The sequence below is a fragment of the Aeribacillus sp. FSL M8-0235 genome, from assembly GCF_038000355.1.
In the GTDB taxonomy this organism is placed as follows: domain Bacteria; phylum Bacillota; class Bacilli; order Bacillales; family Aeribacillaceae; genus Aeribacillus; species Aeribacillus composti.
The window spans coordinates 774,559-799,094 of the sequence record NZ_JBBOBW010000001.1; the positions used below are offsets into that span (position 1 = coordinate 774,559).

The 24,536-nt window shown below is 38.8% G+C and carries 21 protein-coding genes and 1 pseudogene; 19 read left to right on the top strand and 3 right to left on the bottom strand.

The genetic code is table 11. The annotated features are described in order from the left end of the window. Positions 1 to 256: 256 nt before the first annotated feature. From NSQ71_RS03780 to NSQ71_RS03790, 3 genes are all read right to left on the bottom strand, one after another. Positions 257 to 1,525: a phenylacetate--CoA ligase family protein gene (locus tag NSQ71_RS03780; RefSeq protein ID WP_339194335.1), complete on the bottom strand. Its 1,269-nt coding sequence runs from the start codon at positions 1,523 to 1,525 to the stop codon at positions 257 to 259. A gap of 118 nt (positions 1,526 to 1,643) precedes the next feature. Next, positions 1,644 to 2,414, bottom strand: coding sequence for an IclR family transcriptional regulator (locus tag NSQ71_RS03785; RefSeq protein WP_339194336.1), 771 nt, complete (start codon positions 2,412 to 2,414; stop codon positions 1,644 to 1,646). A 14-nt stretch (positions 2,415 to 2,428) separates the two neighbouring features. After that, positions 2,429 to 3,229: an IclR family transcriptional regulator gene (locus NSQ71_RS03790; RefSeq protein WP_339194337.1), complete on the bottom strand. Its 801-nt coding sequence runs from the start codon at positions 3,227 to 3,229 to the stop codon at positions 2,429 to 2,431. 138 nt (positions 3,230 to 3,367) lie between these two features. Here NSQ71_RS03790 and NSQ71_RS03795 point away from each other — a divergent pair, with 138 nt between their 5' ends. From NSQ71_RS03795 to NSQ71_RS03890, 19 genes and pseudogenes are all read left to right on the top strand, one after another. After that, entirely contained in the window at positions 3,368 to 4,318 is a 951-nt protein-coding gene (locus NSQ71_RS03795) for a fumarylacetoacetate hydrolase family protein (RefSeq protein ID WP_094245184.1), read from the top strand. After that, entirely contained in the window at positions 4,315 to 4,794 is a 480-nt protein-coding gene (locus NSQ71_RS03800) for a DinB family protein (RefSeq protein ID WP_339194338.1), read from the top strand. Before NSQ71_RS03795 ends, NSQ71_RS03800 begins: the two co-directional genes overlap by 4 nt. A 24-nt stretch (positions 4,795 to 4,818) precedes the next feature. Next, positions 4,819 to 5,931: a cupin domain-containing protein gene (locus NSQ71_RS03805; RefSeq protein WP_063389206.1), complete on the top strand. Its 1,113-nt coding sequence runs from the start codon at positions 4,819 to 4,821 to the stop codon at positions 5,929 to 5,931. 136 nt (positions 5,932 to 6,067) lie between these two features. Beyond that, positions 6,068 to 6,358 carry a hypothetical protein gene (locus NSQ71_RS03810; RefSeq protein ID WP_242513866.1) on the top strand — a complete coding sequence of 97 codons (291 nt, stop codon included), beginning with the start codon at positions 6,068 to 6,070 and terminating at the stop codon, positions 6,356 to 6,358. A gap of 148 nt (positions 6,359 to 6,506) precedes the next feature. Further along, positions 6,507 to 6,734, top strand: coding sequence for a group II intron maturase-specific domain-containing protein (locus NSQ71_RS03815; protein WP_066249848.1), 228 nt, complete (start codon positions 6,507 to 6,509; stop codon positions 6,732 to 6,734). A 363-nt stretch (positions 6,735 to 7,097) separates the two neighbouring features. Further along, entirely contained in the window at positions 7,098 to 7,442 is a 345-nt protein-coding gene (flaG, locus tag NSQ71_RS03820; RefSeq protein WP_063389205.1) for a flagellar protein FlaG, read from the top strand. A gap of 15 nt (positions 7,443 to 7,457) precedes the next feature. Next, positions 7,458 to 8,930: a flagellar hook-associated protein 2 gene (locus NSQ71_RS03825; protein WP_340732957.1), complete on the top strand. Its 1,473-nt coding sequence runs from the start codon at positions 7,458 to 7,460 to the stop codon at positions 8,928 to 8,930. Between the two features lie 56 nt (positions 8,931 to 8,986). Further along, on the top strand, positions 8,987 to 9,388 hold the full coding sequence (fliS, locus tag NSQ71_RS03830; RefSeq protein ID WP_063389203.1) for a flagellar export chaperone FliS: 402 nt from the start codon (positions 8,987 to 8,989) through the stop codon (positions 9,386 to 9,388). Then, the gene (locus NSQ71_RS03835) at positions 9,388 to 9,741 is read left to right on the top strand and encodes a hypothetical protein (protein WP_066249842.1); all 354 of its coding nucleotides are present in this window, start codon (positions 9,388 to 9,390) and stop codon (positions 9,739 to 9,741) included. The genes fliS and NSQ71_RS03835 overlap by 1 nt, the downstream gene beginning before the upstream one ends. A 172-nt stretch (positions 9,742 to 9,913) precedes the next feature. Next, positions 9,914 to 10,465, top strand: a complete 552-nt coding sequence (gene hpf, locus NSQ71_RS03840; RefSeq protein ID WP_063389201.1) for a ribosome hibernation-promoting factor, HPF/YfiA family — start codon at positions 9,914 to 9,916, stop codon at positions 10,463 to 10,465. Between the two features lie 189 nt (positions 10,466 to 10,654). Beyond that, positions 10,655 to 13,165: a preprotein translocase subunit SecA gene (gene secA, locus NSQ71_RS03845; RefSeq protein ID WP_063389200.1), complete on the top strand. Its 2,511-nt coding sequence runs from the start codon at positions 10,655 to 10,657 to the stop codon at positions 13,163 to 13,165. A 137-nt stretch (positions 13,166 to 13,302) separates the two neighbouring features. Next, a protein-coding gene (gene prfB, locus NSQ71_RS03850) for a peptide chain release factor 2 (RefSeq protein ID WP_130158800.1) occupies positions 13,303 to 14,404 on the top strand; the annotation gives its coding sequence in 2 pieces (ribosomal slippage) (positions 13,303 to 13,374 and positions 13,376 to 14,404; 1,101 coding nt in all). Between the two features lie 359 nt (positions 14,405 to 14,763). Next, a complete protein-coding gene (cccB, locus tag NSQ71_RS03855; RefSeq protein ID WP_063389198.1) occupies positions 14,764 to 15,096 on the top strand; it encodes a cytochrome c551 in 333 nt (110 codons plus the stop codon). Positions 15,097 to 15,410: 314 nt separating this feature from the next. Next, positions 15,411 to 16,097: a cell division ATP-binding protein FtsE gene (ftsE, locus tag NSQ71_RS03860; protein WP_340732961.1), complete on the top strand. Its 687-nt coding sequence runs from the start codon at positions 15,411 to 15,413 to the stop codon at positions 16,095 to 16,097. Further along, positions 16,090 to 16,980 carry a permease-like cell division protein FtsX gene (gene ftsX, locus NSQ71_RS03865; protein ID WP_340732964.1) on the top strand — a complete coding sequence of 297 codons (891 nt, stop codon included), beginning with the start codon at positions 16,090 to 16,092 and terminating at the stop codon, positions 16,978 to 16,980. Before ftsE ends, ftsX begins: the two co-directional genes overlap by 8 nt. A 72-nt stretch (positions 16,981 to 17,052) precedes the next feature. Next, on the top strand, positions 17,053 to 18,360 hold the full coding sequence (locus NSQ71_RS03870; RefSeq protein ID WP_340732966.1) for a murein hydrolase activator EnvC family protein: 1,308 nt from the start codon (positions 17,053 to 17,055) through the stop codon (positions 18,358 to 18,360). A 502-nt stretch (positions 18,361 to 18,862) separates the two neighbouring features. Further along, positions 18,863 to 20,308 carry a S41 family peptidase gene (locus NSQ71_RS03875; protein ID WP_340732967.1) on the top strand — a complete coding sequence of 482 codons (1,446 nt, stop codon included), beginning with the start codon at positions 18,863 to 18,865 and terminating at the stop codon, positions 20,306 to 20,308. A 127-nt stretch (positions 20,309 to 20,435) separates the two neighbouring features. Beyond that, positions 20,436 to 21,966: pseudogene (locus NSQ71_RS03885) on the top strand (IS3 family transposase). Between the two features lie 1,192 nt (positions 21,967 to 23,158). Next, a complete protein-coding gene (locus tag NSQ71_RS03890) occupies positions 23,159 to 24,349 on the top strand; it encodes a PDZ domain-containing protein (RefSeq protein WP_063389193.1) in 1,191 nt (396 codons plus the stop codon). Positions 24,350 to 24,536 lie beyond the last annotated feature (187 nt).

The following is a 24,536-nucleotide window of genomic DNA, read 5'->3' on the forward strand; positions in this document are numbered from 1 at the left end:
TTTTCGTGCGAAAAGCATGTAAAGGAATCGCTGAAGCTGTTAGATGCACCGCATGTCATAATATTAAGTCATTACACGAAAAAGAAATGCAAGTTTTGTCAGAAAAAAGCCGTTTTTAAGTTTGAAGAATAAAATTATGCAAAATAGCAGCCTTGTCTTCTTACAAATGAAGCAAGGCTGCTTTATTTTTTGGAGATAAGAAAATCTTCATCCTTTTCTAGTTGTGCGGAAAACGTTTTCAAAAATATATATGTGTTTATCTTTTTTTTCGATTGTCCACAACTCTTCTTGCTTTCATTGTAAAGCGAGGCAGCTCGTTGTCTGGAACTTTTTCAACTTGAATTCTTAAACCGACTCGTTCTCTTAATTTTGTTGCGAGGATAGGCACGATTTGTTCAGAATCGGATTCAATTTCCACTTTGATTTGATCCATTTCATTTTCTGTGTAGTACACGATGCGAAATTCTTTCACTTCTTTGAATTCGCGAATAATGGATTCAATGGAAGACGGGTAAATGTTAATGCCCCGTATTATGACCATATCGTCTGCGCGGCCGAGAATTCCTCCAGGGAAAAATTGATAAGAATTGCCGCATTCACATTGCTGATCAGACCGGATCACGATATCGCCTGTCCGATAGCGAATAACCGGATAGCTTTCTCTTCCTAAATTGGTTAATACTAATTCTCCTTTTTCACCAACTTCCACCGGCTCCAACGTGTTAGGATTGATCACTTCTACAATAAACTCCGATTCATTGACATGAATCCCTTTTTGTTCTGAACAAGAATAACCGTATGCTCCCATTTCTGTCATGCCTACGTGGTCATATAAAACGGCTCCCCACAAACTTTCAATTTGCTTTCGTGTAGAAGGGACAGAGGCTCCAGGTTCACCAGCCGTAATGATTTTTTGGACAGGGCCATTTTTAATATCAATGCCGTTTTCTTCCGCTACTTCCGCCAGATGTAAAGCGTAGCTTGGAGTACAGACTAGTACTGTTGCTCTGTTTTCTATCATGCTTCTCAATCGCTCAATCGAAGTTTGGCTGCCGGATGAAATCGAAAGGGCACCTAATCGTTTTGCTCCTTCAAATGCAGCCCAAAATCCAATAAAAGGACCGAACGAAAAGGCGAAAAATACTCTGTCTTTTTTCGTAACTCCGCTGGAGCGATAAACTTCCAGCCAGCATGTTTCCCACCATTCAAAGCTTTTTTTTGTATCTAAAATTTTCAGCGGTTTCCCTGAAGTGCCGGAAGTTTGATGGTATCTTACATATTCCTCTAAAGGGTATGAATGGTTTTTGCCGTATGGAGGATGATTGTTTTGATCATCGACCAATTCCTTTTTCATTGTGAAAGGAAGCTTTTTCACTTCTTCCAAAGATTGCAGCGGAAGCTTTAAACCGGCAAGTTTTTCTTTATAAAATTCATTATGATTCAAAACAAAATGTAACAATCGATTCAGTTTTTGCAATTGCAGCGACCTAAGTTCGTTTTCTTGTGTTTGTACTGTATGAACCATGAATATTCCTCCCTTTTAGACTTGTAGCTAGTTTCTTATCATAGTCAGAAAAGAAAGAAAAAGGAATATTCTAGTTCTTTTATACAAAACAAAAAATTCAAAATTTTAAAAAATGTACTCATTTTCCGTCGATATAACCTAAATGCTCTGATATGCTTTTAGCTGCTTGCGTAATATGTTCAATAAAGACTGGAAACCGATCATCTGTCATTCTGGAAGTTGAGCCAATCATGGACAGTGAAGACACCACTTTGCCGGAATAATCGCGAATTGGTGCTGCGATCCCGACATACCCGACATAAAATTGGTCTTTTGATATGGCAAATCCTTGTTTTTTAATTTTTTTTAACTCATTTTTTAAAATGTCTGGATCGGTGATCGTATAGGGAGTGTATGCATATAATTTTTTCGACAAAACTTTTTCAATTGTTCGTTTGTTTTGATAAGCCAGAATGCATAACCCTTCACTTGTGCAATGAATCGGATTTTTCCGCCCTATATATGTTAACAGCCGATCGGGCTGGCTGCTTTCAATTCGGAACAAATACACTACTTGATCCTCTTCCAGAAGACAAATATGGGCGGATTCATTTAATGTGTGAACAAGCCTTTTTACAATGGGCAGCGCTTCTTTGTACAACTCATGATTGCTGAAAATCACGCCTCCTAATGTTAGAATCGAAAGGCCTAATCGATACTTGTTTGTCCGGGGATTTTTTGATAAAAATCCTTCCTTTACAAGCAATGAAACAAGGCGATGGGCGCTGCTTTTGGAAATATTTAATTTTTTTGATATTTCGGTAATCCCTAGCTCTTTTTGTTTATGTGTAAAAAGACGCAGAATTTTCATTGCGTTCTTCACAGATGACAGCCAATATTTTTCGCTCATGTTAGTCCTCCAGTCTAGTCGTCATTGCCGAACAATTGCTTCGTTTTTCTCTGTTTTATTAATTCAGAAATTCTTTCTCCCGCATTCACCACTTTTTTTATAAGCTGCTTGATGTTAATGGAATTGATTCGCTTCGTAGAGCCGGTAATGTTCACTGCTGCAACCACTTTATTATGTTCATTAAAAATGGGCGCACCGATTCCGATGATCCCTTTTTGGAACTCTTGATTGCAAACGGCGTAGCCTTCTTTTTTTATTTTCAAAAGCTTTTCTTTTAATTGCTCGGGTGAAGTGATCGTGTTCGGACCGTATTTTTTGAAGGGCTGCGAGCAAATTTTCTCGATTACTTCTTCGTCTTCAAAAGCTAAAATGGCTTGACCGGGACTTGTGCAGTAGACAGGATTCCTTCTGCCGATATGGGTATATTCTTTTTTTGAAGGATAGGTGCATTCAATTTTTTGCAAATAAATAATTTCGGTGCCTTCTAATATGGAAATGTGCGAATTTTCGCCTGTCTCCTCTGTTAAAACATTTAGAACCGGCGTCGCCTCATTTAAAATTTTCAATTGGGAGCTAACGATGCTTGTTAATGTCAAGATCGAAGCACCTAAACTGTAATGATTTGTGTTTATATCTTTGTATACAAATCCTTCGCTGGCTAAGCTTGTTAAAAGTCTGTGGGCAGTGCTTTTTCCGATATTTAGCTTTTCGGCTATTTCTGACACACCCAGTTCCGGTTCGTCCATTGAAAAGCTTTTTAAAATTTTTAAAGCGTTTTCAACAGAAGAAATTCTTTTTTTACTTTGAGAAGCCATCCATATCACCTGTAAAAAATTTTTTGATTGATGAGGAAATCCATTTTTGTTCTGTATATAAGAAAAATAATGTATTTTTAGATTTTTTTCAATATTAAGATGGTAACAAGACCATAATCAATGAAAGGGGTTTCAATAGTGAAACTGATCACGTTTACAGAACAAGGCGTCACACGCATCGGTGCAATTGAGGATGGAAAAGTGATTGATCTGCATGCCGCATTTGAAAAAAAGCTGGAATCGGAAGGGAAATTGCGCTTCAAACAAATTGCTGAGGCGTATGTGCCGGCAGATATGAACGGATTTTTACAAGGCGGAAAGGAAAGCTTGGACTATGCAAAAGAAGCAGTTGCATTTGCTTTAAAACATGAAAAATATAAAGGAAAGCAGCTTGTGTTTTCCAAAGAAGATGTAAAAGTGGAAGCACCAGTGCCATCGCCGGGGAAAATGATTTGCGTAGGCCATAACTACAGGGAGCATATTTTGGAAATGGGAAGAGAGATTCCTCCATATCCTGTAGTTTTTGCGAAATTCGCGAATACTGTCATTGGACCGGAGGATGACATTCCTCATTATCCAATTTCCGATCAGCTGGATTATGAAGCTGAGTTTGCTTTTGTGATTGGAAAACGGGCGCGCAATGTTTCCCAAGCAGAAGCATTGGATTATGTTGCAGGCTATACAATTGTGAATGATGTGACTTACCGGGATCTTCAACGCCGTACGCTGCAATGGCTTCAAGGCAAGACAGTGGATGGAAGCGCTCCGATGGGACCGTGGTTAGTAACAACCGATGAGCTGTCAGATCCTTCTGGGCTGGAAGTAGTCTTAACGGTTAACGGTGAAGAACGTCAGCGTTCTAACACGAAAAATCTTGTCTTTTCCGTACAGTACTTGGTTGAATTTCTATCTGGACTTATGACCCTTGAGCCGGGAGATGTCATTTTGACAGGAACTCCAGGAGGTGTTGGTGTAGCGAGAGACCCTCAAGTATTTTTAAAAGATGGAGATGTTGTCCGCATCGAGATAGACGGCATCGGTGCATTAGAAAATAAAGTGAAAAAAGTGACGGGGGAGATCAGCGAATGACTAATATGAACGAAGCGATTGAAAGCATAAAACAATCCATTGACCAAATGATTGAAACTACAAAAAGTCTTTCAGAAGAGACCATTCGTTGGAATCCATCAGAAGAAGAATGGTCCATCATGCAAATTCTTTGCCATGTTGAAGAAGCGATTCCATACTGGTTAAACGAAATTGAGCGGCTGCTTGAGTCGCCGGGTGCAGAATGGGGAAGAGGACTTACGGATGAAAACAGGCTTGCTGCTGTTGCTAATACAGAAAAACGTGAAGTTTCAGACGTGCTAAACAAGCTTGAAAACGTAAAAGATCAAGTGGAAAAAGTGTTGAGCAAGCTGTCAGAAGAAGATTTAAAATCAGAGGCTTCGAGCCGCAATCCTCGTTTCGGAACAAAACCGATGTCTTTTATTGTCGACCACCTGCTTGTCGAACATGCAAGCAAGCATTATAGCCAAATTCAACGTAATTTATCAAAGCTTTAAAAGAATAGAGGAGGTTAGTTCATCATGGCGGAAAAAAATGAGTTTTTTAAAAGTAAAATTGTCCGAGATTTCACAAAAGATATTGAGCAATACCATCTAGGACCGCTTTGGGATGCTATTCCAGATTTAATGCATCGCCAGCCAACTCCGCAAGCTGAAGCGTATCTTTGGAAATGGAAAACCCTTTATAAAAAATTGATGGAAGCAACTGAAATTTTTACTCCTGAGCGCGGCGGAGAAAGACGGGCGATTTATTTTCAAAATCCTGGATTGACTTATCGAAAGCCTTGGGGATGGGCATCAACAACACAAACGCTTTATGCTGCCGTACAATTAATTCTTCCCGGTGAAGTAGCGCCTTCGCATCGCCATTCGCAAAGTGCGCTGCGCTTTATCAGTCAAGGAAAAGGCGCTTATACAATTGTGCAAGGCGAGCGGATTTTTATGGAGGAAGGCGATTATCTCATTACTCCGAAAGGGCTTTGGCATGGTCATGGACATCCGGGTGATGAGCCGATGATTTGGATGGACTGTCTTGATATTCCAACTATCTATTCGATTGGCGGCACGTTCTTTGATCCTTATCCAGACGGAATTGAACAACCGAAAGTTCCTGATAATTACTCATCGCAAAGATATGAAGGTGGCATGGTTCGTCCAATTTCTGACCGTGAACCAAAAATCGCTCCGTTAGGGTCTTATAAATGGAAGCAGACTGAAGCAGCTATTCAAGGTTTAAAACGCTTTGATCCAGATCCGTACGATGGATATGCGGTTGAATATATCAATCCTTCAACAGGCAAACAAGCCAATCCGACGATTTCCGCTTGGATGCAATTGCTTCCAAAAGGGTTTCATTCAAAAGCTCACCGTCATACGCACTCAACTATTTACCATGTCTATAAGGGATCTGGGTACAGTATTATCAACGGTGTGCGCTTTGATTGGGAAAGCGGCGATTTCTTCGTTGTTCCGAATTGGGCGTGGCATGAGCATGTTGCCGAAAAAGATTCTTACCTGTTCTCTGCGAATGATTTGCCGATTATGGAAAGATTTGATGTGGAACGTGAAGAAGCTTATGAAGAAAATAATGGATTCCAACAAGTGACCGATGAATTTCAACCTGTATTCGTTTAAACTTAGCAAGCATAATGGAGCAGTTGACGGTCCAAATTAAAACTGAACCTTTTGACGAGGTTTTCAAAACCCCTTTTTCACAAAGCTATTGTTGAAAAAGGGGTTTTTGTTTTTTAGCGCGCCCAGCTAAGGTGTAATGGAAGATGGACAGTTTCATAACACCGAAAAGGGTAACCCCGCAGGGCGGAGTCATTTCGTCTCTTTTAGCGAACAGCTACCTGCATTATATGGACACGATATGAAAGAAGAAGTTCCTACACTTAGGAGAACTGTGCGATACGCAGATGATTTCGTGATCATGTGTCGCACGAAAAACGAGGCGCTGGAGAACATTCAAGTACTAAAAGCCATCATGAAGAAACTCGACCTTGAAATCAACACAGAGATCCAAACTGGTCAGCCTATGGGACGACACAAACGGATTTGACTTTCTAGATCTACACCATCGGAAATTTCCTGTGATGAACAAGGGTGGCTCAAAAGTTTATGTCATGTCTCACATTTCCAAGTAAGAAAGCCATGAAGAAAATGAAAATGAATTTAAGGAATATACGAGTCCAAGGAACAAGCGATTTATGGACATCAAAGAACTGGTGAAAGGGCTCAATCGAATTTTACAAGGATTTAAGAATTACTACAGTATTTCGTCCATCGCCAAGAAGTGGCTAAATAAAGTGGACTGGTATGTATTAGAAAGACTTACTCTGTACTGGAATAAGAAGAAGAACCAAAGGAAGAAACATGCGAGAATGAAAGAAGTTATAAAATTAACACAAGGCTTATTAGTGAAATTAGCAAGTTAGACAAGAACGAAAGCCAAAGGAAGAACGTCGGAAAGCCGTATGAGGGAAAACCTCACGTACGGTTTGATGAGGGGAAGCTGAGAGCAAAAGAGACAGCATAGGCTGTCCCTTTGAAAACAGTTTTCTACTCTACTAGTAAATTGGAAGCCTTCCCCATCTTAAACGACCTAAGCTTTTAGAAGAATAAAAAATGGTTGTGTGGATTTTAAGCAGCCCTTCAGCTTACCGATTTCATAAACTCAATATTTTAAAAATTAAGAAATCATTTCAATAAAGTTATGAATGTTTTGTCAAAAGATGCTAAAACAAGGCAATTTTTTACCGATAAATAAAATAGCAAGAATTCCTCGGAGGAGAAGGAATATGGGAATACAAAAGATAACCGGTGTTAATAATAATGCTTTTTTGCAGGATATGCAAGGAAAAGAGGAAAAATTGTCAATGCCTGAAAACCAGCAGCCTGTCCAAGAAGAAGAAAAAAAAGCTAAAGTTACGCTGGAGGAAGCAATTGAGGATTTGAACAATTTTTTGAAGCCGATTAAAACATCGATTCAATTTGTACTTCATGAAGAACTGAAAGAATATTTTGTACAAGTTGTCAATGTAGAGACGAACGAAGTCATCAGGGAAATTCCTCCGAAAAAAATGCTTGATATATATGCGGCAATGGCAGAGCTGATGGGATTAATCGTGGATCGGAAAATTTAACTAGGGGTGGAAACAATGCGAATTGTCGGTTTGGCAAGCGGAATGGACATTGACGCTCTCGTAAAAGATTTAATGAAGGCGGAAAGAATTCCGCTCGATAAAATGGTCCAACAAAAGCAAATTTTTGAATGGCAGCGCGACAGCTACAGGGAAATCAACAAGCTGTTGGACGAATTGGACAGATTGATTTTTGACGGCGTATACAGACTGTCGAATTTCCGGCAAAAAAAAGTGACGAGCTCTGATGAGTCAGCTGTTGTGGCAAAGGCAATCAACGCTTCAGCTAATACGTCAACAGCGATTGAAGTCCAACAATTGGCTAAGGCTGCCACATATAGTGCAGCAACGTTAAATAATTTTACATCTGGTGCAAGAACGCTAAAATTTGAAGTGACCGATCCAGGTTCAACAGAAACGAGAGAAGTGACGATTAATATTGGTGAAAATGATACGCTTGATGATGTTATCTACAAAATCAACAGCTCAAATCTAGGCGTTACGGGGATGAAATTAAAGGATTCATCTGGTGTGGAAAGGCTCGTTTTAACGAATAATAAAACAGGTGAAGGCGGAACGATTAAAGCTGCCGATAATGAAACATTTGTTTTTTTGCAAAGCCTAGGTTTTTCACTTGAAACGTTTAACCTAATCCCCAAAACTGCGGGTCAAAATGCAAAAGTTAAAATCAACGGCTACGAAACTGTCCAAACATCTAATACATTTACGATTGCGGGGATTGAATATACAATTAAAAATGTAACGACAAGTCCTGTTACGATTTCTACATCAACAGATGTTGATGCAATTCTCGATACTATTGTAAAATTTGTTAATAAATATAATGAAGTGATTGAAAAGATTAATGGCAAATTAACAGAAGAGCGCTTCCGGAATTTTCCTCCCCTAACGGATGAACAAAAAGAGGAAATGACGGAAAAGCAAATCGAGCTGTGGGAAGAAAAAGCGAAAAGCGGCCTTCTTCGCGGCGATGCGATTTTAACAAGCGGTCTTAATCAAATGCGGTTGGATTTATATTCTCCTGTCGCCGGAGATACTTTGAAAGGGTTTAAGCAGCTTACGGATATTGGGATTTCAACAACAGCCAATTATTTGGATCGAGGCAAACTTACAATTGATGAAAATAAACTCCGGGAAAAAATTCAGGAAAATCCAGAAGCGATCTATAAACTATTTATGTCTGACGGCGAATCTTACAATGATAAAGGGATTGCCCGCCGTCTCCGCGATTCTTTGAAAGGTATGATGACAAAAATCAAAGACAAAGCGGGAACGTCTTTGTCTACAAATGACCAGTTTACGATTGGAAAAAACTTAAAAGATTTAGATAATCGAATCAATGCCTTTCAAGATCGGCTTATACAAATCGAATCAAGATATTATCGGCAATTTACGGCAATGGAACAGGCGATTCAGCGGGCGAACCAACAGTCAGCATATTTGATGCAATTATTTGGAGGCGGCGCTTAATCGTCTGCCTTTACTATTTACTTTTTAATGGATATGATATCTGAGGAGTGTCTTAAATGGCAATGAACAATCCTTATCAATCTTATTTGGAAAACAGCGTACAAACTGCATCACCGGGTGAACTCACGTTAATGCTTTATAACGGGTGTTTAAAATTTTTAAAGCTTGCGAAAAAAGCAATAGAAGAAAAATCTATCCAACAAAAAAACGAAAATTTGCAAAAAGCACAAAGAATCATTTGTGAACTAATGGCCACGCTAAATATGGATATTGAGATTTCTAAAAATATGTACGCACTGTATGAGTACATGAATCGACGGCTTGTTGAGGCCAATTTTAAAAACGATGTCACCATTATTGAAGAAGTGGAAGGATATGTGACAGAGTTCAGAGATACGTGGAAAGAAGTAATCCAAATCAACCGGAAACAGCGGCATAGTGAAGGCGGACAAGCGTAATGGACGAAGTGGAAAAATTGTTGGAAATAACGGAAGAGTTAGTGGAATTGACAAAACGGTCTAAAGATCAACATCGCGACCGTGATCAAGTGATACAAAAAATAGAAGACTTGCTAGCAAAACGGGAGGAGTTAACAAAAAGCATGAATCCTCCCTTCACGCCCAAGGAGAAAGAAGCAGGAAGAAAAATTATCCAATTGAATCAAATTCTTGTTGAGCAGCTTAAACTAATAAAACAAGAGATACAACATGATATCGTCAAGATGAAAGCCCAGAAAGAGATGACAAAAAAATATATGAACTCTTATGCGAATGCCACTATTGATGGCATTTTTTATGATAAGAAAAAATAGCAATATATGTACAAAAAGACACGATCATGTAGCGATGGATGAAAGTGTGAAAATCGTTTTCCCCGCTCATCAGCATTCATAAAATGTTCACGATTTTTTTTATTTTGTGAAAGGAAAAACGAACGAAACATCGAACTATATATATATCCCTTAATAAAAGGAGGAGCTCAATATGAAATACAACATTAGAGGGGAAAACATTGAAGTAACTCCAGCATTAAGAGAATATGTACAAAAAAAGTTATCTAAACTTGAACGTTATTTTGATAATGGAGTACAAGCCGATGCAAATGTGAATTTAAAATATTATAATGACAAAGAATCTAAAATTGAAGTAACGATTCCAATGACGCATTTAGTGATGCGTGCTGAGGAATATCATGAAGATATGTATGCTGCGATTGATCTTGTCGTTGATAAGCTTGAACGTCAGATCCGCAAGCATAAAACAAGAGTAAACCGGAAGCTTCGTGAACAACAAGTTGATGCTAAATATTTCATCAATGCGGAAACGAATGATGACACTGATGTGAATGAAGAGGATATCGAACTTGTAAGAACAAAACGGTTCAATTTAAAGCCGATGGATACTGAGGAAGCTATTTTGCAAATGAACATGCTCGGCCATAACTTCTTTGTTTTTACGAACTCTGATACAAATAGAACAAATGTTGTCTACCGCAGAAAAGACGGCCGCTATGGATTAATTGAACCAAATGAGTAAAATTTATTATATATAAAAAAGTGCAGCCTACCTTGGCTGTACTTTTTTTACCTTCAAGCAAATAAAATGTAGACAAATGGGACGGGTTTATGGAAAGACTTTCACACAGCAAAAGTTGTACGCTTGGAAAAGCAGTGATAAAATTTAAAAGAAACTAAAATAATTAAAATAAATTAAGGAGCGTTAAAGATGCTTGGACTTTTAAATAAAGTGTTTGATCCGAATAAACGCACTTTAGCTCGTTATGAAAAAATAGCTGAAAAAATAAATGCTCTCGGTCCAGATATGAGAAAGCTTTCTGATTTGGAATTGAGGTCAAAAACAGCTGAGTTTGCGGAACGGCTTGAAAAGGGAGAAACACTCGATGATCTGCTTGTGGAAGCCTATGCAGTTGTAAGAGAAGCCGCTCACAGAGTGCTCGGCCTGTATCCATATAAAGTACAGCTTATGGGAGCTATTGCCCTTCACGAAGGCAATATTGCGGAAATGAAGACAGGTGAAGGGAAAACATTAACCTCAACGATGCCTGTTTACTTAAATGCGTTGACGCGGAAAGGCGTTCACGTCGTTACCGTCAATGAATATTTGGCAAGCCGGGACGCAAAAGAAATGGGCAAAATTTTTGAATTTCTCGGCATGACTGTTGGTTTAAATTTAAACGGTATGTCAAAAGAGGAGAAAAAGGCTGCTTACGAAGCTGATATCACCTATTCAACAAATAACGAACTTGGGTTTGATTATTTGCGCGACAATATGGTTTTATACAAGGAACAAAAAGTGCAGCGCCCTCTGCATTTTGCGGTAATCGATGAGGTAGACTCCATTTTAATTGATGAAGCAAGAACTCCGCTTATTATTTCTGGACAAGCACAAAAATCCACCAAACTGTATATTCAGGCAAATGCTTTTGTCAGAACGCTTCAAAAGGATAAAGACTATACTTATGATGAAAAAACGAAATCCGTTCAACTTACAGAAGAAGGGATTGAAAAAGCGGAGCGTGCTTTCCATATTGATAATTTGTTTGATTTAAAAAACGTCACACTAAACCATCATATCAGCAATGCGCTGAAAGCCCACGTCGTCATGCATAAAGACGTTGATTATGTTGTTGAAGACGGACAAGTGATCATTGTAGACCAATTTACCGGACGGTTAATGAAAGGCCGCCGTTACAGCGACGGTTTGCATCAGGCAATCGAAGCGAAAGAAGGCCTTGAAATTCAAAATGAAAGCATGACGTTGGCAACGATCACGTTCCAAAACTATTTCCGAATGTATGAAAAGCTGGCGGGAATGACAGGTACTGCGAAAACAGAAGAAGAAGAATTTCGCAACATTTATAACATGCAGGTTATTACCATCCCGACAAACAAGCCGGTTATCCGCGAAGATCGTCCGGACCTCGTTTACCGTACAATGGAGGGGAAATTTAAAGCGGTTGTAGAAGACATCGTTCAGCGGCATATGATTGGTCAGCCTGTTCTAGTAGGTACAGTCGCGGTTGAAACATCTGAATTGCTTTCTAATATGCTTAAGAAGCGGGGAATTCCGCACAATGTGTTGAATGCAAAAAACCATGCCAAGGAAGCAGAAATTATTGAACAAGCCGGACAAAAGAATGCTGTGACGATCGCGACAAATATGGCCGGACGGGGAACGGATATAAAGCTCGGCGAAGGCGTAAAAGAGTTGGGTGGATTAGCCGTCATCGGCACAGAACGCCATGAATCCCGAAGAATTGACAATCAGCTGAGAGGACGTTCTGGACGTCAAGGAGACCCGGGTGTTACGCAGTTTTATTTGTCAATGGAAGATGAACTGATGCGCCGATTCGGTTCAGAAAGTATGATGAGCATGATGGATCGGCTTGGAATGGACGATTCCCAGCCGATTCAAAGCAAAATGATTACCCGTGCTGTGGAATCGGCGCAAAAACGGGTGGAAGGAAACAACTTTGATGCGCGGAAGCAGCTTCTTCAATATGATGATGTGCTCCGTCAGCAGCGTGAAATTATTTATAAACAAAGAGATGAAGTGCTTGAATCTGAAAATCTGCGAGAAAATGTTGAAGACATGATTCAACAAACGATTACCCGTGTTGTACAGTCATTTACGCCTGAAGAAGAGCTTCCGGAAGACTGGAACCTTGAAGGATTAGTCGACTGGGTAAAAGCCAATATTTTGGATGAAGCAGATGACTTTAATGTAAATGACCTTCGCGGAAAAGAATCGGATGAAATTATTGATATCATTTGGGAAAAAGCGAAGAAGCGTTATGATGAGAAAGAAGCTGCTTTTGGCGAGGAAAACATGCGTGAATTTGAACGAGTCATTGTACTCCGCGCCGTTGATACAAAATGGATGGATCACATCGATGCAATGGATCATCTTCGCCAAGGCATTCATTTACGTGCATACGGACAAACCGATCCGCTTCGTGAATATCAATTGGAAGGCTACACAATGTTTGAAAATATGATTGCGTCCATCCAAGAAGAGGTTACAAAATATATAATGAAAGCTGAAATTCAAAACAATTTGGAACGTCAGGAAGTGGCGGTCGGCGAAGCCGTGCAGCCGAAAGAAGGAGACGCCCAGACGAAAAAGAAACCAGTCAGAAAAGCAAAAGAGGTTGGCCGCAACGAGCCATGTCCGTGCGGAAGCGGCAAAAAATACAAACATTGTTGCGGAAGATAACGATTTTAAATAGAATGGGTGTGGCGAGATGTCAGTCTCGCCTGTCCCATAAATTTTTTAACTAATGTATAAGTGGACAAAGCGAATCTGCAAAAATATAGTATACTGTGCAAAAAATTTTTAGAGGTGATGGACTAATGGATTTAGTAGAAATTCGGAATGAACTGGAGAAAATGGCTAAACGATTAGCGGATTTTAGGGGGTCTCTTTGACTTAGAAGAGAAGGAAGCACGCATAAAAAAATTAGAGGAGCAAATGGCTGCGCCAAATTTTTGGGATGACCAGCAAGCAGCTCAGAAGGTAATTAATGAAGCAAACGCCTTAAAAGATCTTGTCGGAGAATTTAACCATTTAAATGAATCATATGAAAATCTTCAAGTAACTTACGAGCTTATTAAAGAAGAGCCGGATGATGATTTGCAAAGAGAGCTTGAATCCGAATTGAAAAAATTAACGAAGGAATTGAATAATTTTGAATTACAGCTTCTTTTAAATGAGCCTTACGATAAAAACAACGCGATTTTAGAGCTTCATCCGGGAGCAGGTGGGACGGAATCTCAGGACTGGGCATCTATGCTCCTGCGAATGTATACGAGATGGGCGGAAAAGAAAGGATTTAAAGTTGAAACGATCGATTATCTTCCGGGTGATGAAGCAGGAATAAAAAGTGTAACGCTGTTGATTAAAGGACACAATGCATACGGCTATTTAAAAGCGGAAAAAGGAGTCCATCGGTTAGTGCGCATTTCTCCTTTTGATGCATCAGGCCGCCGCCATACTTCCTTTGTTTCCTGCGAAGTGATGCCAGAATTTAATGATGAAATCGATATTGAAATTAGAAGCGAGGATTTGAAAATTGACACGTACCGTTCAAGCGGTGCGGGAGGGCAGCACGTAAATACGACCGACTCGGCGGTACGGATTACACACTTGCCAACTGGAATTGTCGTGACATGCCAAACGGAGCGCTCTCAAATTAAAAACAGAGAACGAGCAATGAAAATGTTAAAATCTAAGCTATACCAATTAAAAATTGAAGAGCAGGAAAAAGAATTAGCGGAAATTCGAGGAGAGCAAAAGGAAATTGGCTGGGGTAGCCAAATCCGTTCTTATGTCTTCCATCCATATTCATTGGTGAAAGATCACCGGACAAATGTCGAAATCGGCAACGTCCAAGCTGTAATGGATGGGGAAATTGATGCATTTATTGATGCATATTTAAGAGCAAAATTGTCTTAAGGCTGTTATGAAAAGGATGATGACTCGTTTACAAAAGATGAGCGAATAGAAATGTGATGCGGAAAAATGACGAAGAAAAACTACCCTAAATTCCATTTGATTAGAGAACTTGTGGGGCTGTCCAGAAAGTCAAAATCCATTGAAACGAAACATCATAAACATTGATATATCAACATTTAAAACATTAAAGGGGTGTCTATAAGGCGTAAAAACGACTTATTAGACACCCTTTTTCTTTTTTATCAATATTCAAGTTATTTTCACAGGATTGTCAAATGTTGGTCAATTTGTTCCAGATTGAAACCTCAATAATTAGGTTATAATATCTTCGAGACTAATTGGCGAAGGGGGATTTCGCAGTGAAAAAGTTCTTGATCTTAGTATTTGGTCTTTCACTCGTATTAGCTGCATGCGGGGGCGGCGGGAATGACCAAGAAAGCGGAACAAATGGCGGAACAGATCAAGCTGAGAATACTGCATCTGCAGAAGATCTGATAAAACAAAATTGTACAAGCTGCCATGGACAAAATCTTGAAGGTGCTTCCGGTCCGAGTTTACAGAAAGTTGGAAGCAAATATAGCAAAGATGAAATAAAAGATATTATTTTAAACGGTAAAGGCGCTATGCCAAAAGGTTTATTGAACGATAGTGAAGCAGATGTTGTCGCTGAGTGGCTTGCAGGCCAAAAGTAACATAAGAAGCGAGGGGACATGATCACCCTCGCTTTTTTATGCTATAGAAAAAAATAGCAGATAATAGAAAATTTTGTAGTTTTTTTTACAAGAATTTTAAAAATTTTCCCTCGAAATATGATATTGAAACAAAAATGTAATATGAAAAAGTCTATTTTTGACGAAAAATGATGTTATAATGTTTTTTGTGGGAAGGATGTAAGATTTGTTTTCTGCTTCATAATTAATAGACGAATAGAAAATAACATTAGTTTCAAGTTATAAAAATTTTTTTGACTAAGTACTGAAATAATTCAATGACTTCAGGTGATAGCATGATCGAAATGAAGGATGTTTATAAAACCTATTCGAATGGTGTTTTGGCCATTAACGGTATTTCAATAAAAATCAATCAAGGCGAATTTGTATACATCGTAGGTCCTAGCGGTGCTGGAAAATCGACATTTATCAAATTGATGTATCGGGAAGAAAAGCCTACAAAAGGCAGTATTGTCATAAACGGTATACAACTAGAAAACCTAAAAGAAAAAGAAGTGCCGTATTTGCGGAGAAATATCGGGGTTGTCTTTCAAGATTTTAAATTATTGCCGAAATTGACTGTTTATGAGAATGTTGCCTTCGCTTTGGAAGTGATCGGGGAAAATCCGAAGAACATTAAAAAGAAAGTATTAAATGTGCTTGATCTTGTGCAATTGAAGCATAAGGCCCGTTCCTTCCCTGACGAATTGTCTGGCGGTGAACAGCAGCGCGTATCAATTGCTAGATCCATAGTAAACAATCCGCCTGTTATAATAGCAGACGAGCCGACAGGGAATTTAGACCCTGAAACCTCTTGGGAGATTATGAGATTGCTAGAGGAGATCAACAATCGGGGCACAACGGTGTTAATGGCCACCCACAATAAAGTTATTGTGAACACGATTCGAAAGCGGGTTATCGCTATTGAGGACGGCAAAATTGTGCGTGATGAGGCGAGAGGGGAGTATGGTCTTTATGAATAAAACTCTCGGTCGTCATTTGCGGGAGGCGATAAAAAGTCTTGGGCGAAACACTTGGATGTCCATAGCCTCTATATCAGCCGTAACAGTGACCCTTCTTTTGGTCGGTACGTTTTTGGTTATTATGATGAATTTAAATAATATTGCCAGCAACATTGAAGAAGATGTTGAAATAACCGTGCTAATTGACAGGACAGCAGATCAAAACGCTCAAAACCAACTTGAATCGAAATTGAAAAATCTAGAAAAAGTAGAGAATGTCCAATTTTCTTCCAAAGACCAAGAGCTGGAAAAATTAATTAAAAGCTTCGGTGAAAAAGGAGAGTCATTCAAGCTATTTGAACAGGATAACCCTTTAAACGATGTTTTCATCGTCAAAACGAAAGTTCCCGAAGATACTCCAGTTGTAGCGGAAGAAATTAAAAAAATGCGCTATGTCGAAAATGTTCAATATGGAGAAGAAACTGTGAAAAAATTGTTTGAAGTTGTCAACGTTTCAAGAAATATCGGCATAGTCTTGATTATCGGGCTTGTGTTTACTGCGATGTTTTTAATCTCAAACACTATAAAAATCACTATATTTGCCCGCAGACGAGAAATAGAAATTATGAAACTTGTTGGTGCAACAAACTGGTTTATACGCTGGCCGTTCTTTTTAGAAGGTTTGTTTTTAGGAGCGCTGGGAGCTGTCATACCAATTACAGTTTTAGTTGTCAGCTACAATAGCTTAGTAAATATTGCCGTTCCTTATATTCAAGGTTCTTTTGTTGAGTTGTTGCCATTTTCTCCTTTTGTTTTTCAAATATCGGCTATCTTATTGTTAATCGGCGTCTTAATCGGCATATGGGGAAGCTTAATGTCTGTTCGAAAGTTTTTGAAAGTGTAGTTTGTCTTAGGCAGCTCTTATCATACCAGATCGAATTGATTGAAAACATGAATTAAGAGGAGGAACCGGATTGTGAAAAAGAGAATAGTGACATTAAGTCTTACAGCTATATTGGGGACAAGCGGGGTATTTGTACCGCTGAGCAAAAGCGCTTATGCGTCATCCTTTGAGGAGAAAAAAGCAAGAATTCAAAATGAGCGGTCCAATGTTCAGTCGAATATAGAAAGCAAGAAAAGTGAAGTAAAAGAATTAGAGACAAAACAAAATCAACTTAATCAAGAGATTAAAAAGTTAGATGAAAAATTGCTGGATACTGGTGAAAAAATCGAAGAGAAAGAGAATGAAATCAAGGACACTAAAGATGAAATTGATCAGTTGAAAAAACAAATTGCTGAAGTAAAAAAACGGATTGATAAGCGGAATGAACAGTTAAAAGAACGGGTCAAATCCTTGCAGGAAACCGGAGGTACAATCAGCTATCTCGACGTTATCTTAGGTGCGAAAAGCTTCAATGATTTTGTAACTCGTATAAGCGCTGTTACAACGATCGTTGATGCGGATCAAAAAATTATTGAAGAGCATGAAAGAGATATGAAACTGAAAGAGGAAGCGGAGGCTAAATTAAACAAACAGCTGTCCTCTTTGGAAGAAGCTTTATCTGAATTGGCTTCATTGAAACAAGAGCTAGATAAGCAAATTGATGAAAAAGATAAATTGTTGGGGCAATTGGAAGCGGAACATGGCCAGGCAATGGATCAATTAGAAGATTTGGTACATCAAGATGCTATGCTGGCAAAGCAGCAAAAAATGATTGAACAACAGCAGCAAGAATATTTAAAAAGACTAGAAGAAGAAAAGGCTAGACAGGCTCAAGCTTCACAATCTGCTTCTAAATCAAGTGATAAAACTGTTGCTTCAAGCGATAAAGCTGCTGCTTCAAGCGATGGCGGATCTTCACCAGAACCATCTGTATCATCAGCTGCAGGAAGCGGATCTTTTATCTGGCCGGCTCCAGGTGTTCTTACCTCTAAAATGGGTATGAGATGGGGCAGATTCCATGCAGGAATTGATATTGCGAAACGGGGAACGGTTCCAGTTTACGCTTCTGCTGGCGGCACGGTTAGTTATGCTGGACAAATGAGCGGCTACGGCAATGTTATTATGATCATCCATAATATTAACGGTAAAACGTATACTACACTTTACGGGCATTTGAGAAGCATTAACGTTTCAAGTGGTCAAAAAGTGAGCCAAGGTCAGTTTATTGGATATATGGGAAATACAGGAAGATCAACAGGGCAGCACTTGCATTTTGAAGTACATAACGGAACATGGCGAGGCAAATCCAGCGCGATCAATCCTTTAAGCGTTCTTCCATAAAAATTTATTAACAATGCACAATAAGCTCTTAAGGGAAGAAGAGTTTGTTGTGCATTGTTATTTTTTTTATAAATTGCAAAACAGTTTTCTTCTGATCGTGTTTCATCGATGCAAAAAATAGAGGAAACGGGAGATTACATCAAGCTTCAATGGATTGATTTTCACAATAATTCTTTTTCATGTAGTGATAGATAATTACAAAAAATATAGTTACTCCTCCCGTATGATTATGCCGGTGTAGGCAGTTTGCTTGACTAAAAGAAAAGGAAAGCGTTTTTATGAGAACAAAACACCTTACCCATTTTCAAAGCAAAGATGACCGTTGGCTGATTTTTCTATTTTCTTGATGGAACCTGGCTAGAAACGGTCAAATTCTTGTCAAAGGGCGGTATATTAAGTTTTTTTGAATTGCTTTTCCTTTTCCTGTAATCCGCACATGATTTGTACAAGCTTTGCATACGCTATAAATAATTCGGATTGTTGGAAAGGAAGGCAAAAACATATGAAACAAATAATAAAATTGATTACAGTGTTTTGGATAGTGACCAGTTCCATCATCGTTTTGGATGTGCACGGTCATGCTGAAAATAATGAATCGCTGGAAAATAAAACAATTGCTGCATCTGCGCAAAGTTCAGATGAAACCATTCCAGGATTGGAGAAATTTATAAAAACGTATGAATTAATTTCTGAAAAATATGTCCATCCAATCGACAAAAAACGTCTCCTAGAAGGTGCCATTCAAGGGATGTTATCTTCTTTAGGCGATCCATACTCAGTCTATATGGATAAAGAAACTGTTAGACAATTTACAGAGTCCCTTGATTCTTCATTTGAAGGAATCGGTGCCGAAATCGGGATGAACAACGGCAAAATAACCATTATTTCACCATTTAAAAATTCGCCGGCGGAAAAAGCGGGCTTAAAACCAAATGATGAAATTGTGAAAATTGATGGTAAAACAGTTTCCAGTTCAGATCTTCATGAAGCAGTACTGAAAATCAGAGGAGAAAAAGGAACAACCGTCAAACTTACGATACGCCGCCCTGGAAGTAAAGATTTATTGTTTTTTGAAGTAAAGCGGGATAAGATTCCGATTGAAACAGTGTTCAGCTCCGAAATCAATAAAAATGGGAAGCGGTTAGGTGTCTTGCATATTACTTCATTTTCTGAAAGGACAGCTGATGACTTTAAACAAAAGCTAAAAATGTTAGAAAAAAAGAAAATTAACGGTTTAGTCATCGATGTTCGCGGCAATCCGGGGGGATATTTGCAGGCTGTAGAGCAAATTTTGCATCAGCTCGTTCCTAATCATGCACCATATATTCAAATAGAAAAGAGAGACGGAAAAAGGGAGATGTATTATTCAACATTAAAAGAAAAGAAGCATTATCCTATTGCCGTCTTAATTGACAACGGCAGCGCATCTGCTTCGGAAATTTTGGCAGCTGCGTTGAAAGAAGCGGGGGGTTATACCATTGTCGGCGAAAAATCCTTTGGAAAGGGAACAGTTCAGCAAACAATACCGCTGGATGATGGAAGCAACATAAAGCTGACGTTATACAAATGGTTGACTCCTAAGGGAAATTGGATTCATGAAAAAGGTGTGGAACCAACGGTAAAAATATCGCAGCCGGATTATTTTAAAGCTGGACCGCTCGATATTTATCAGCCATTAAAGAAAGAGATGAATAATGAACAAGTTCGCATTGCACAAATATTATTATCAGGATTAGGTTATGATCCTGGGAGAAAAGACGGTTATTTCAGTTTAGAAACCGAGCTGGCTGTAAAGGCGTTTCAAAAAATGAACGGTTTATCCGTGACGGGGAAAGTGGATCAAAAAACAGCTATAAAAATGAATGAATTGATCACAAAAGAAACTCGTTCAAAACAAAATGACTTGCAGCTGCAAACTGCCATTTCACTATTAGCACGATCTTCTTAAGTATTGAAAAAATACGGCAGCTTTTCTGTTGCATTTTGTTTAAGGGGCTGTCTAATAATGATATGCTCCCCTTAAGGTAGACAGATTAAAATATAAAAAATCTGTTTTACCTTAGGGGGAGTTTTCTATGTATAAGCAATATACTACAGAGTTCAAACTTGAAGTTTTACTTGCATATGAAAACCGAGAATGTACTATTCAAGAGCTTTGTAAAAGGCATCAAATTACTAAATATTCTTTAAGGCAATGGATAAATGAATTTGAGGAATTTGGAATAGAGGGTCTAGAACGTTCAAATTCTTGGAAAGGTTTTAAGGAAGCAGCTGTAAAAGATTATTTATCTGGTGAGTTCTCACAGTAAGAGATTGTCAGGACATATGGTATTAGTAGATCGGTACTTCAACGATGGATGAAGAAGTATAATAGCCATAGAGATTTAACGTCGAAAGGAAAGACAAGCTCTATGACTAAAGGAAGAAAAACGACTTGCAATGAACGGATACAAATTGTGCTTGATTGTTTAGGAAACGGAAAAGATTATAAAAAAACAGCAGAGACTTATGAAGTTTCTTATCAACAAGTATATCAATGGGTGAAGAAGTATGAAAATGGTAAAGAAGAAGCGCTTAAAGACAAACGAGGAAGAAAAAAAGAAGAAGCAAAGTTATCTCCAGAAGAAAAAATGAAACTGGAGATGAAAAAGTTAGAAAGAGAAAATGAACGCTTACGTGCGGAGAATCTTTTTAAGAAAGTTAGAGGAAATCGAAAGGAGGCGAAAACAAACCAAATTCGTTTTGAAGACAAGTATATCGCAATCCGGGGACTTCATGAGAAAGAAAACCTAAGCATAATCTTATTATGTGAAATCGCCGGTATTTCACGAGCTGCTTACTATAAGCGGTTAAAACGTTCGCCTTCCTCCCGAGAACTTCAGAATGAAGAAATCGTAAAAGATATGAAAGCTCTCCATGAGAAAGTTGACGGCATCTATGGTTACCGTCGAATGACTTTGAATATAAATCGAAAGCTTAGTCAGAACTTCAATCACAAACGAATTTATAGACTGATGAAAGTTGTCGATATACAATCTGTTATTCGAAAAAAGAAGAAATCTTATAAACGATCTACTCCTCAACATGTTGCAGAAAATATATTGAATCGTGAATTCACAGCGGAAAAGCCAAATGAAAAATGGGTAACTGATGTCACAGAATTAAAATATGGTTCATCAAAGAAAGCCTATTTAAGTGCTATTCTTGATCTATATGATGGATCAATTGTGAGCGATGTTTTAGGACATTCCAATAATAATCATCTTGTATTCAAAACGTTGGATCAAGCCACCGCACTTTTAAAAGGAGAGCATCCACTTATTCATAGTGACCGTGGGTTCCAATATACCTCTCATGGTTTTAAACGTAGGATAGACCAAGCAGGGATGACACAAAGTATGTCAAGAGTAGGCAGATGTTGATAATGGGCCAATGGAATCTTTTTGGGGAACGCTCAAATGCGAGAAGTATTATTTACATAAGTATCAGACCTTTGAAGAATTAGCTCTTGCGATGGATGAGTACATCCGCTTTTATAATTATGAAAGGTATCAAAAAAGATTAAACGGCCTTAGCCCCATGGAATATAGAGCTAAAGCCGCTTAGGTATATTTTTATTATTTCTACTGTCTACTTGACAGGGGGCAGTTCATAAGTCGTTTTTACGGCTTATTGACGCCCCCATTAATGTTTTAGAAACGTTGATATATCGATGTTTATGATTTTTTGTTTTCAATAGGGATTTCACTTTATGGACAGCCTCTAAATGAGATTTCGCTTCCTTGTGCAGGCTTTTCAGTTGAGAAAATTTCTGCTTTCATATCGTAGTGAAATTTACAATTATTTATGCATACAGAGGATGGACGCAGCTTTATGACAATAAGGCTGCGTTTTCTTTGTGCGCCCGGCATGTATATGAACTATAGGGTGTAAGTCCCGAACCCCGAAGACAGAAGTAGAGGTTAGCCAAGAGCAAGGGTGTCCGTGGTGACGCGGAATCTGAAGGAAGCTGGAGGCAAAACACCGGTCCGAGGAACACGAACCTCATATAAGGCTAGGTATGATTGAGTGAGTTTGCAAAACAAAACAAAGCTCTTTCTGTCGAAGGTCATATCGAGTAAATGAGGCGGATAGATGGTGTGAAAGTGCATGTACTTACCCGGGGAGGTCTGGTGGATATGTGAAGTACGCTTCATAACCTACTTAGTGATAAGTAGCTGAACCGTCAGAAGTCAGCAGAGGTCATAGTATTAGTTGGTCTAGAACAACTAAGAAGGACCGAACAATTAAGAGAGAATAGCCCTTGGCATTCAGTGAGTCATGATGAACACAGAAAACGTAGTACCTCACTTGAGGGAGGAAGCGGTGAATCCCGTGGGAGACCTCTTGGAGGGTGGAGTGACCACTGGCATAAAGAGAACAGCTATTCACGGAAGTTATGAAAACTTGCGTCAATTATCTTAATTGAACCGCCGTATACGGAACCGTACGTACGGTGGTGTGAGAGGACGGGAGTTAATCGCTCCCTCCTACTCGATTAAATCATCGGGAAGTGACAGAGCGGCATTGTTAAGTGGCTGTTTCCTTGCTCAATTTTTTGATCAATTTGCTGCAAGTCTGATTCATTCAGCTTTTTAGAAAAAAGCGGTATGAAGCCAAAAAAGCCGCTGCTCCATGAATTTGGTCAATCGGCCTTTTTACCTATTTCCAGTTTTTTATATGACGTTCTAGCTTCTTTTTTAAAAGATTTGATAAAATAGAGGAAAGTCTCATATGATTCGTAAAAGGGGTGGGCCGTTTGGTTGGACAATGGCTTTTAGAATTGCTTTTCAGCATAGGCCGTTTTTTCTTGCATCCGCTTTTGTATTTCTTTCTCATTTTTTCCTTTTTAAATGGATATTGGCGGGTTAGAAGAGAACGAAAATCTTTTCATGTGCGCGTATATGATGTGTTTGACGATATTCGTTTTACTTATACGAAGGGAATTATCGCTGGCCTTATCCTTTCTGTTCTTTTCATGCTTCTAGGACTGTGGATTCCATTCGGAACACTCGTTTTATTGACTATTTGGCTGCTGGCTGTTAGTTTAACTTTTCAGCCGCGTTTTTTGTCATCAACGATCTCATTGGGCGGAACGATTTTTTTAACAGCTTTATTAAATGGAGTGGCAGATCAATCTCCTTGGATCGATGAATTTTTTGTGAGCCTTGATAAAACAAACTACAGCGTCTTGTCGCTATTTTTGAGCTTTTTGCTTATTTGTGAAGGGATTCTCATCTATCGAACAGCACATTACCATACATCCCCATTTATCATAAAAAGCAAGAGAGGAATGCCGATTGGGAATCATGTAGCGAACAGAACATGGATGATTCCGTTAATGCTTTTAGTTCCAGGCGGTTCATTGGAATCTCCTTTTTCTTGGTGGCCAATTATTTCTTTAAATGGTGAACCATTTATGCTCGTGATGATTCCGTATTTTGTCGGTTTTTATCAAAGAATTCAAGGGTCTTTGCCAAAGGAAAGCATTCAAGTAACAGGCCGGCGCATTTCGATTCTTGGAATTATTTCTCTTGTTGTTGCTGCTGCTTCGTTGTGGGCTCCATTTCTGTCGTTTGTTGCCGCGGCTCTAGCATTGATAGGAAAGGGATTAATAACTGTAAAACAAAGGATGAATGATAATTCGGCCGCTTTTTATTTCTCGAAACAAGATTATGGACTGGTCGTATTAGGCACGCTTCCTCAATCCCCGGGAGAGAAAATGGGAATAAAAGCGGGAGAAGTTATAACAAAGGTGAATGGAAAAAATGTAAAAACAACGTACGAATTTTACGAAGCGCTGCAGATAAGCAGGACGCATTGTAAGTTGGAGGTACTAGGACATAACAAAGAAATCCGTTTTGTCCAACGCGCCTTATACGAAGGGGAGCATCATGAACTCGGCTTGCTCTTTGTGCAAGATGAGAAGTGGAAGTCAGAAGCCTCTTAACCGGTATGAATGGTTCATAATCAACCGGAATAGCGACATAATTTTTAGGAATAGGCCATAATTCTTCGGAATGAGTTTTATTTTTTTCCGGAACGATAAAGGTATATTTTCTCTATCACATCAAACCACTTAGTCAATGATTGGCTAAGTGGTTTTTTACGTCAAAAAATGTTATAGCTAGCAGAAT

Excerpts from the sequence above, each read along its gene's own strand:
- NSQ71_RS03790 (WP_339194337.1), bottom strand. The coding sequence starts at position 3,229 with ATGGCTTCTCAAAGTAAAAAAAGAATTTCTTCTGTTGAAAACGCTTTA.
- fliS (WP_063389203.1), top strand. The coding sequence starts at position 8,987 with ATGGCAATGAACAATCCTTATCAATCTTATTTGGAAAACAGCGTACAA.
- NSQ71_RS03835 (WP_066249842.1), top strand. The coding sequence starts at position 9,388 with ATGGACGAAGTGGAAAAATTGTTGGAAATAACGGAAGAGTTAGTGGAA.
- flaG (WP_063389205.1), top strand. The coding sequence starts at position 7,098 with ATGGGAATACAAAAGATAACCGGTGTTAATAATAATGCTTTTTTGCAG.
- NSQ71_RS03800 (WP_339194338.1), top strand. The coding sequence starts at position 4,315 with ATGACTAATATGAACGAAGCGATTGAAAGCATAAAACAATCCATTGAC.
- ftsX (WP_340732964.1), top strand. The coding sequence starts at position 16,090 with ATGAATAAAACTCTCGGTCGTCATTTGCGGGAGGCGATAAAAAGTCTT.
- secA (WP_063389200.1), top strand. The coding sequence starts at position 10,655 with ATGCTTGGACTTTTAAATAAAGTGTTTGATCCGAATAAACGCACTTTA.
- hpf (WP_063389201.1), top strand. The coding sequence starts at position 9,914 with ATGAAATACAACATTAGAGGGGAAAACATTGAAGTAACTCCAGCATTA.
- NSQ71_RS03815 (WP_066249848.1), top strand. The coding sequence starts at position 6,507 with ATGGACATCAAAGAACTGGTGAAAGGGCTCAATCGAATTTTACAAGGA.
- NSQ71_RS03810 (WP_242513866.1), top strand. The coding sequence starts at position 6,068 with ATGGAAGATGGACAGTTTCATAACACCGAAAAGGGTAACCCCGCAGGG.
- NSQ71_RS03825 (WP_340732957.1), top strand. The coding sequence starts at position 7,458 with ATGCGAATTGTCGGTTTGGCAAGCGGAATGGACATTGACGCTCTCGTA.
- NSQ71_RS03785 (WP_339194336.1), bottom strand. The coding sequence starts at position 2,414 with ATGAGCGAAAAATATTGGCTGTCATCTGTGAAGAACGCAATGAAAATT.
- NSQ71_RS03780 (WP_339194335.1), bottom strand. The coding sequence starts at position 1,525 with ATGGTTCATACAGTACAAACACAAGAAAACGAACTTAGGTCGCTGCAA.
- NSQ71_RS03875 (WP_340732967.1), top strand. The coding sequence starts at position 18,863 with ATGAAACAAATAATAAAATTGATTACAGTGTTTTGGATAGTGACCAGT.
- NSQ71_RS03805 (WP_063389206.1), top strand. The coding sequence starts at position 4,819 with ATGGCGGAAAAAAATGAGTTTTTTAAAAGTAAAATTGTCCGAGATTTC.
- ftsE (WP_340732961.1), top strand. The coding sequence starts at position 15,411 with ATGATCGAAATGAAGGATGTTTATAAAACCTATTCGAATGGTGTTTTG.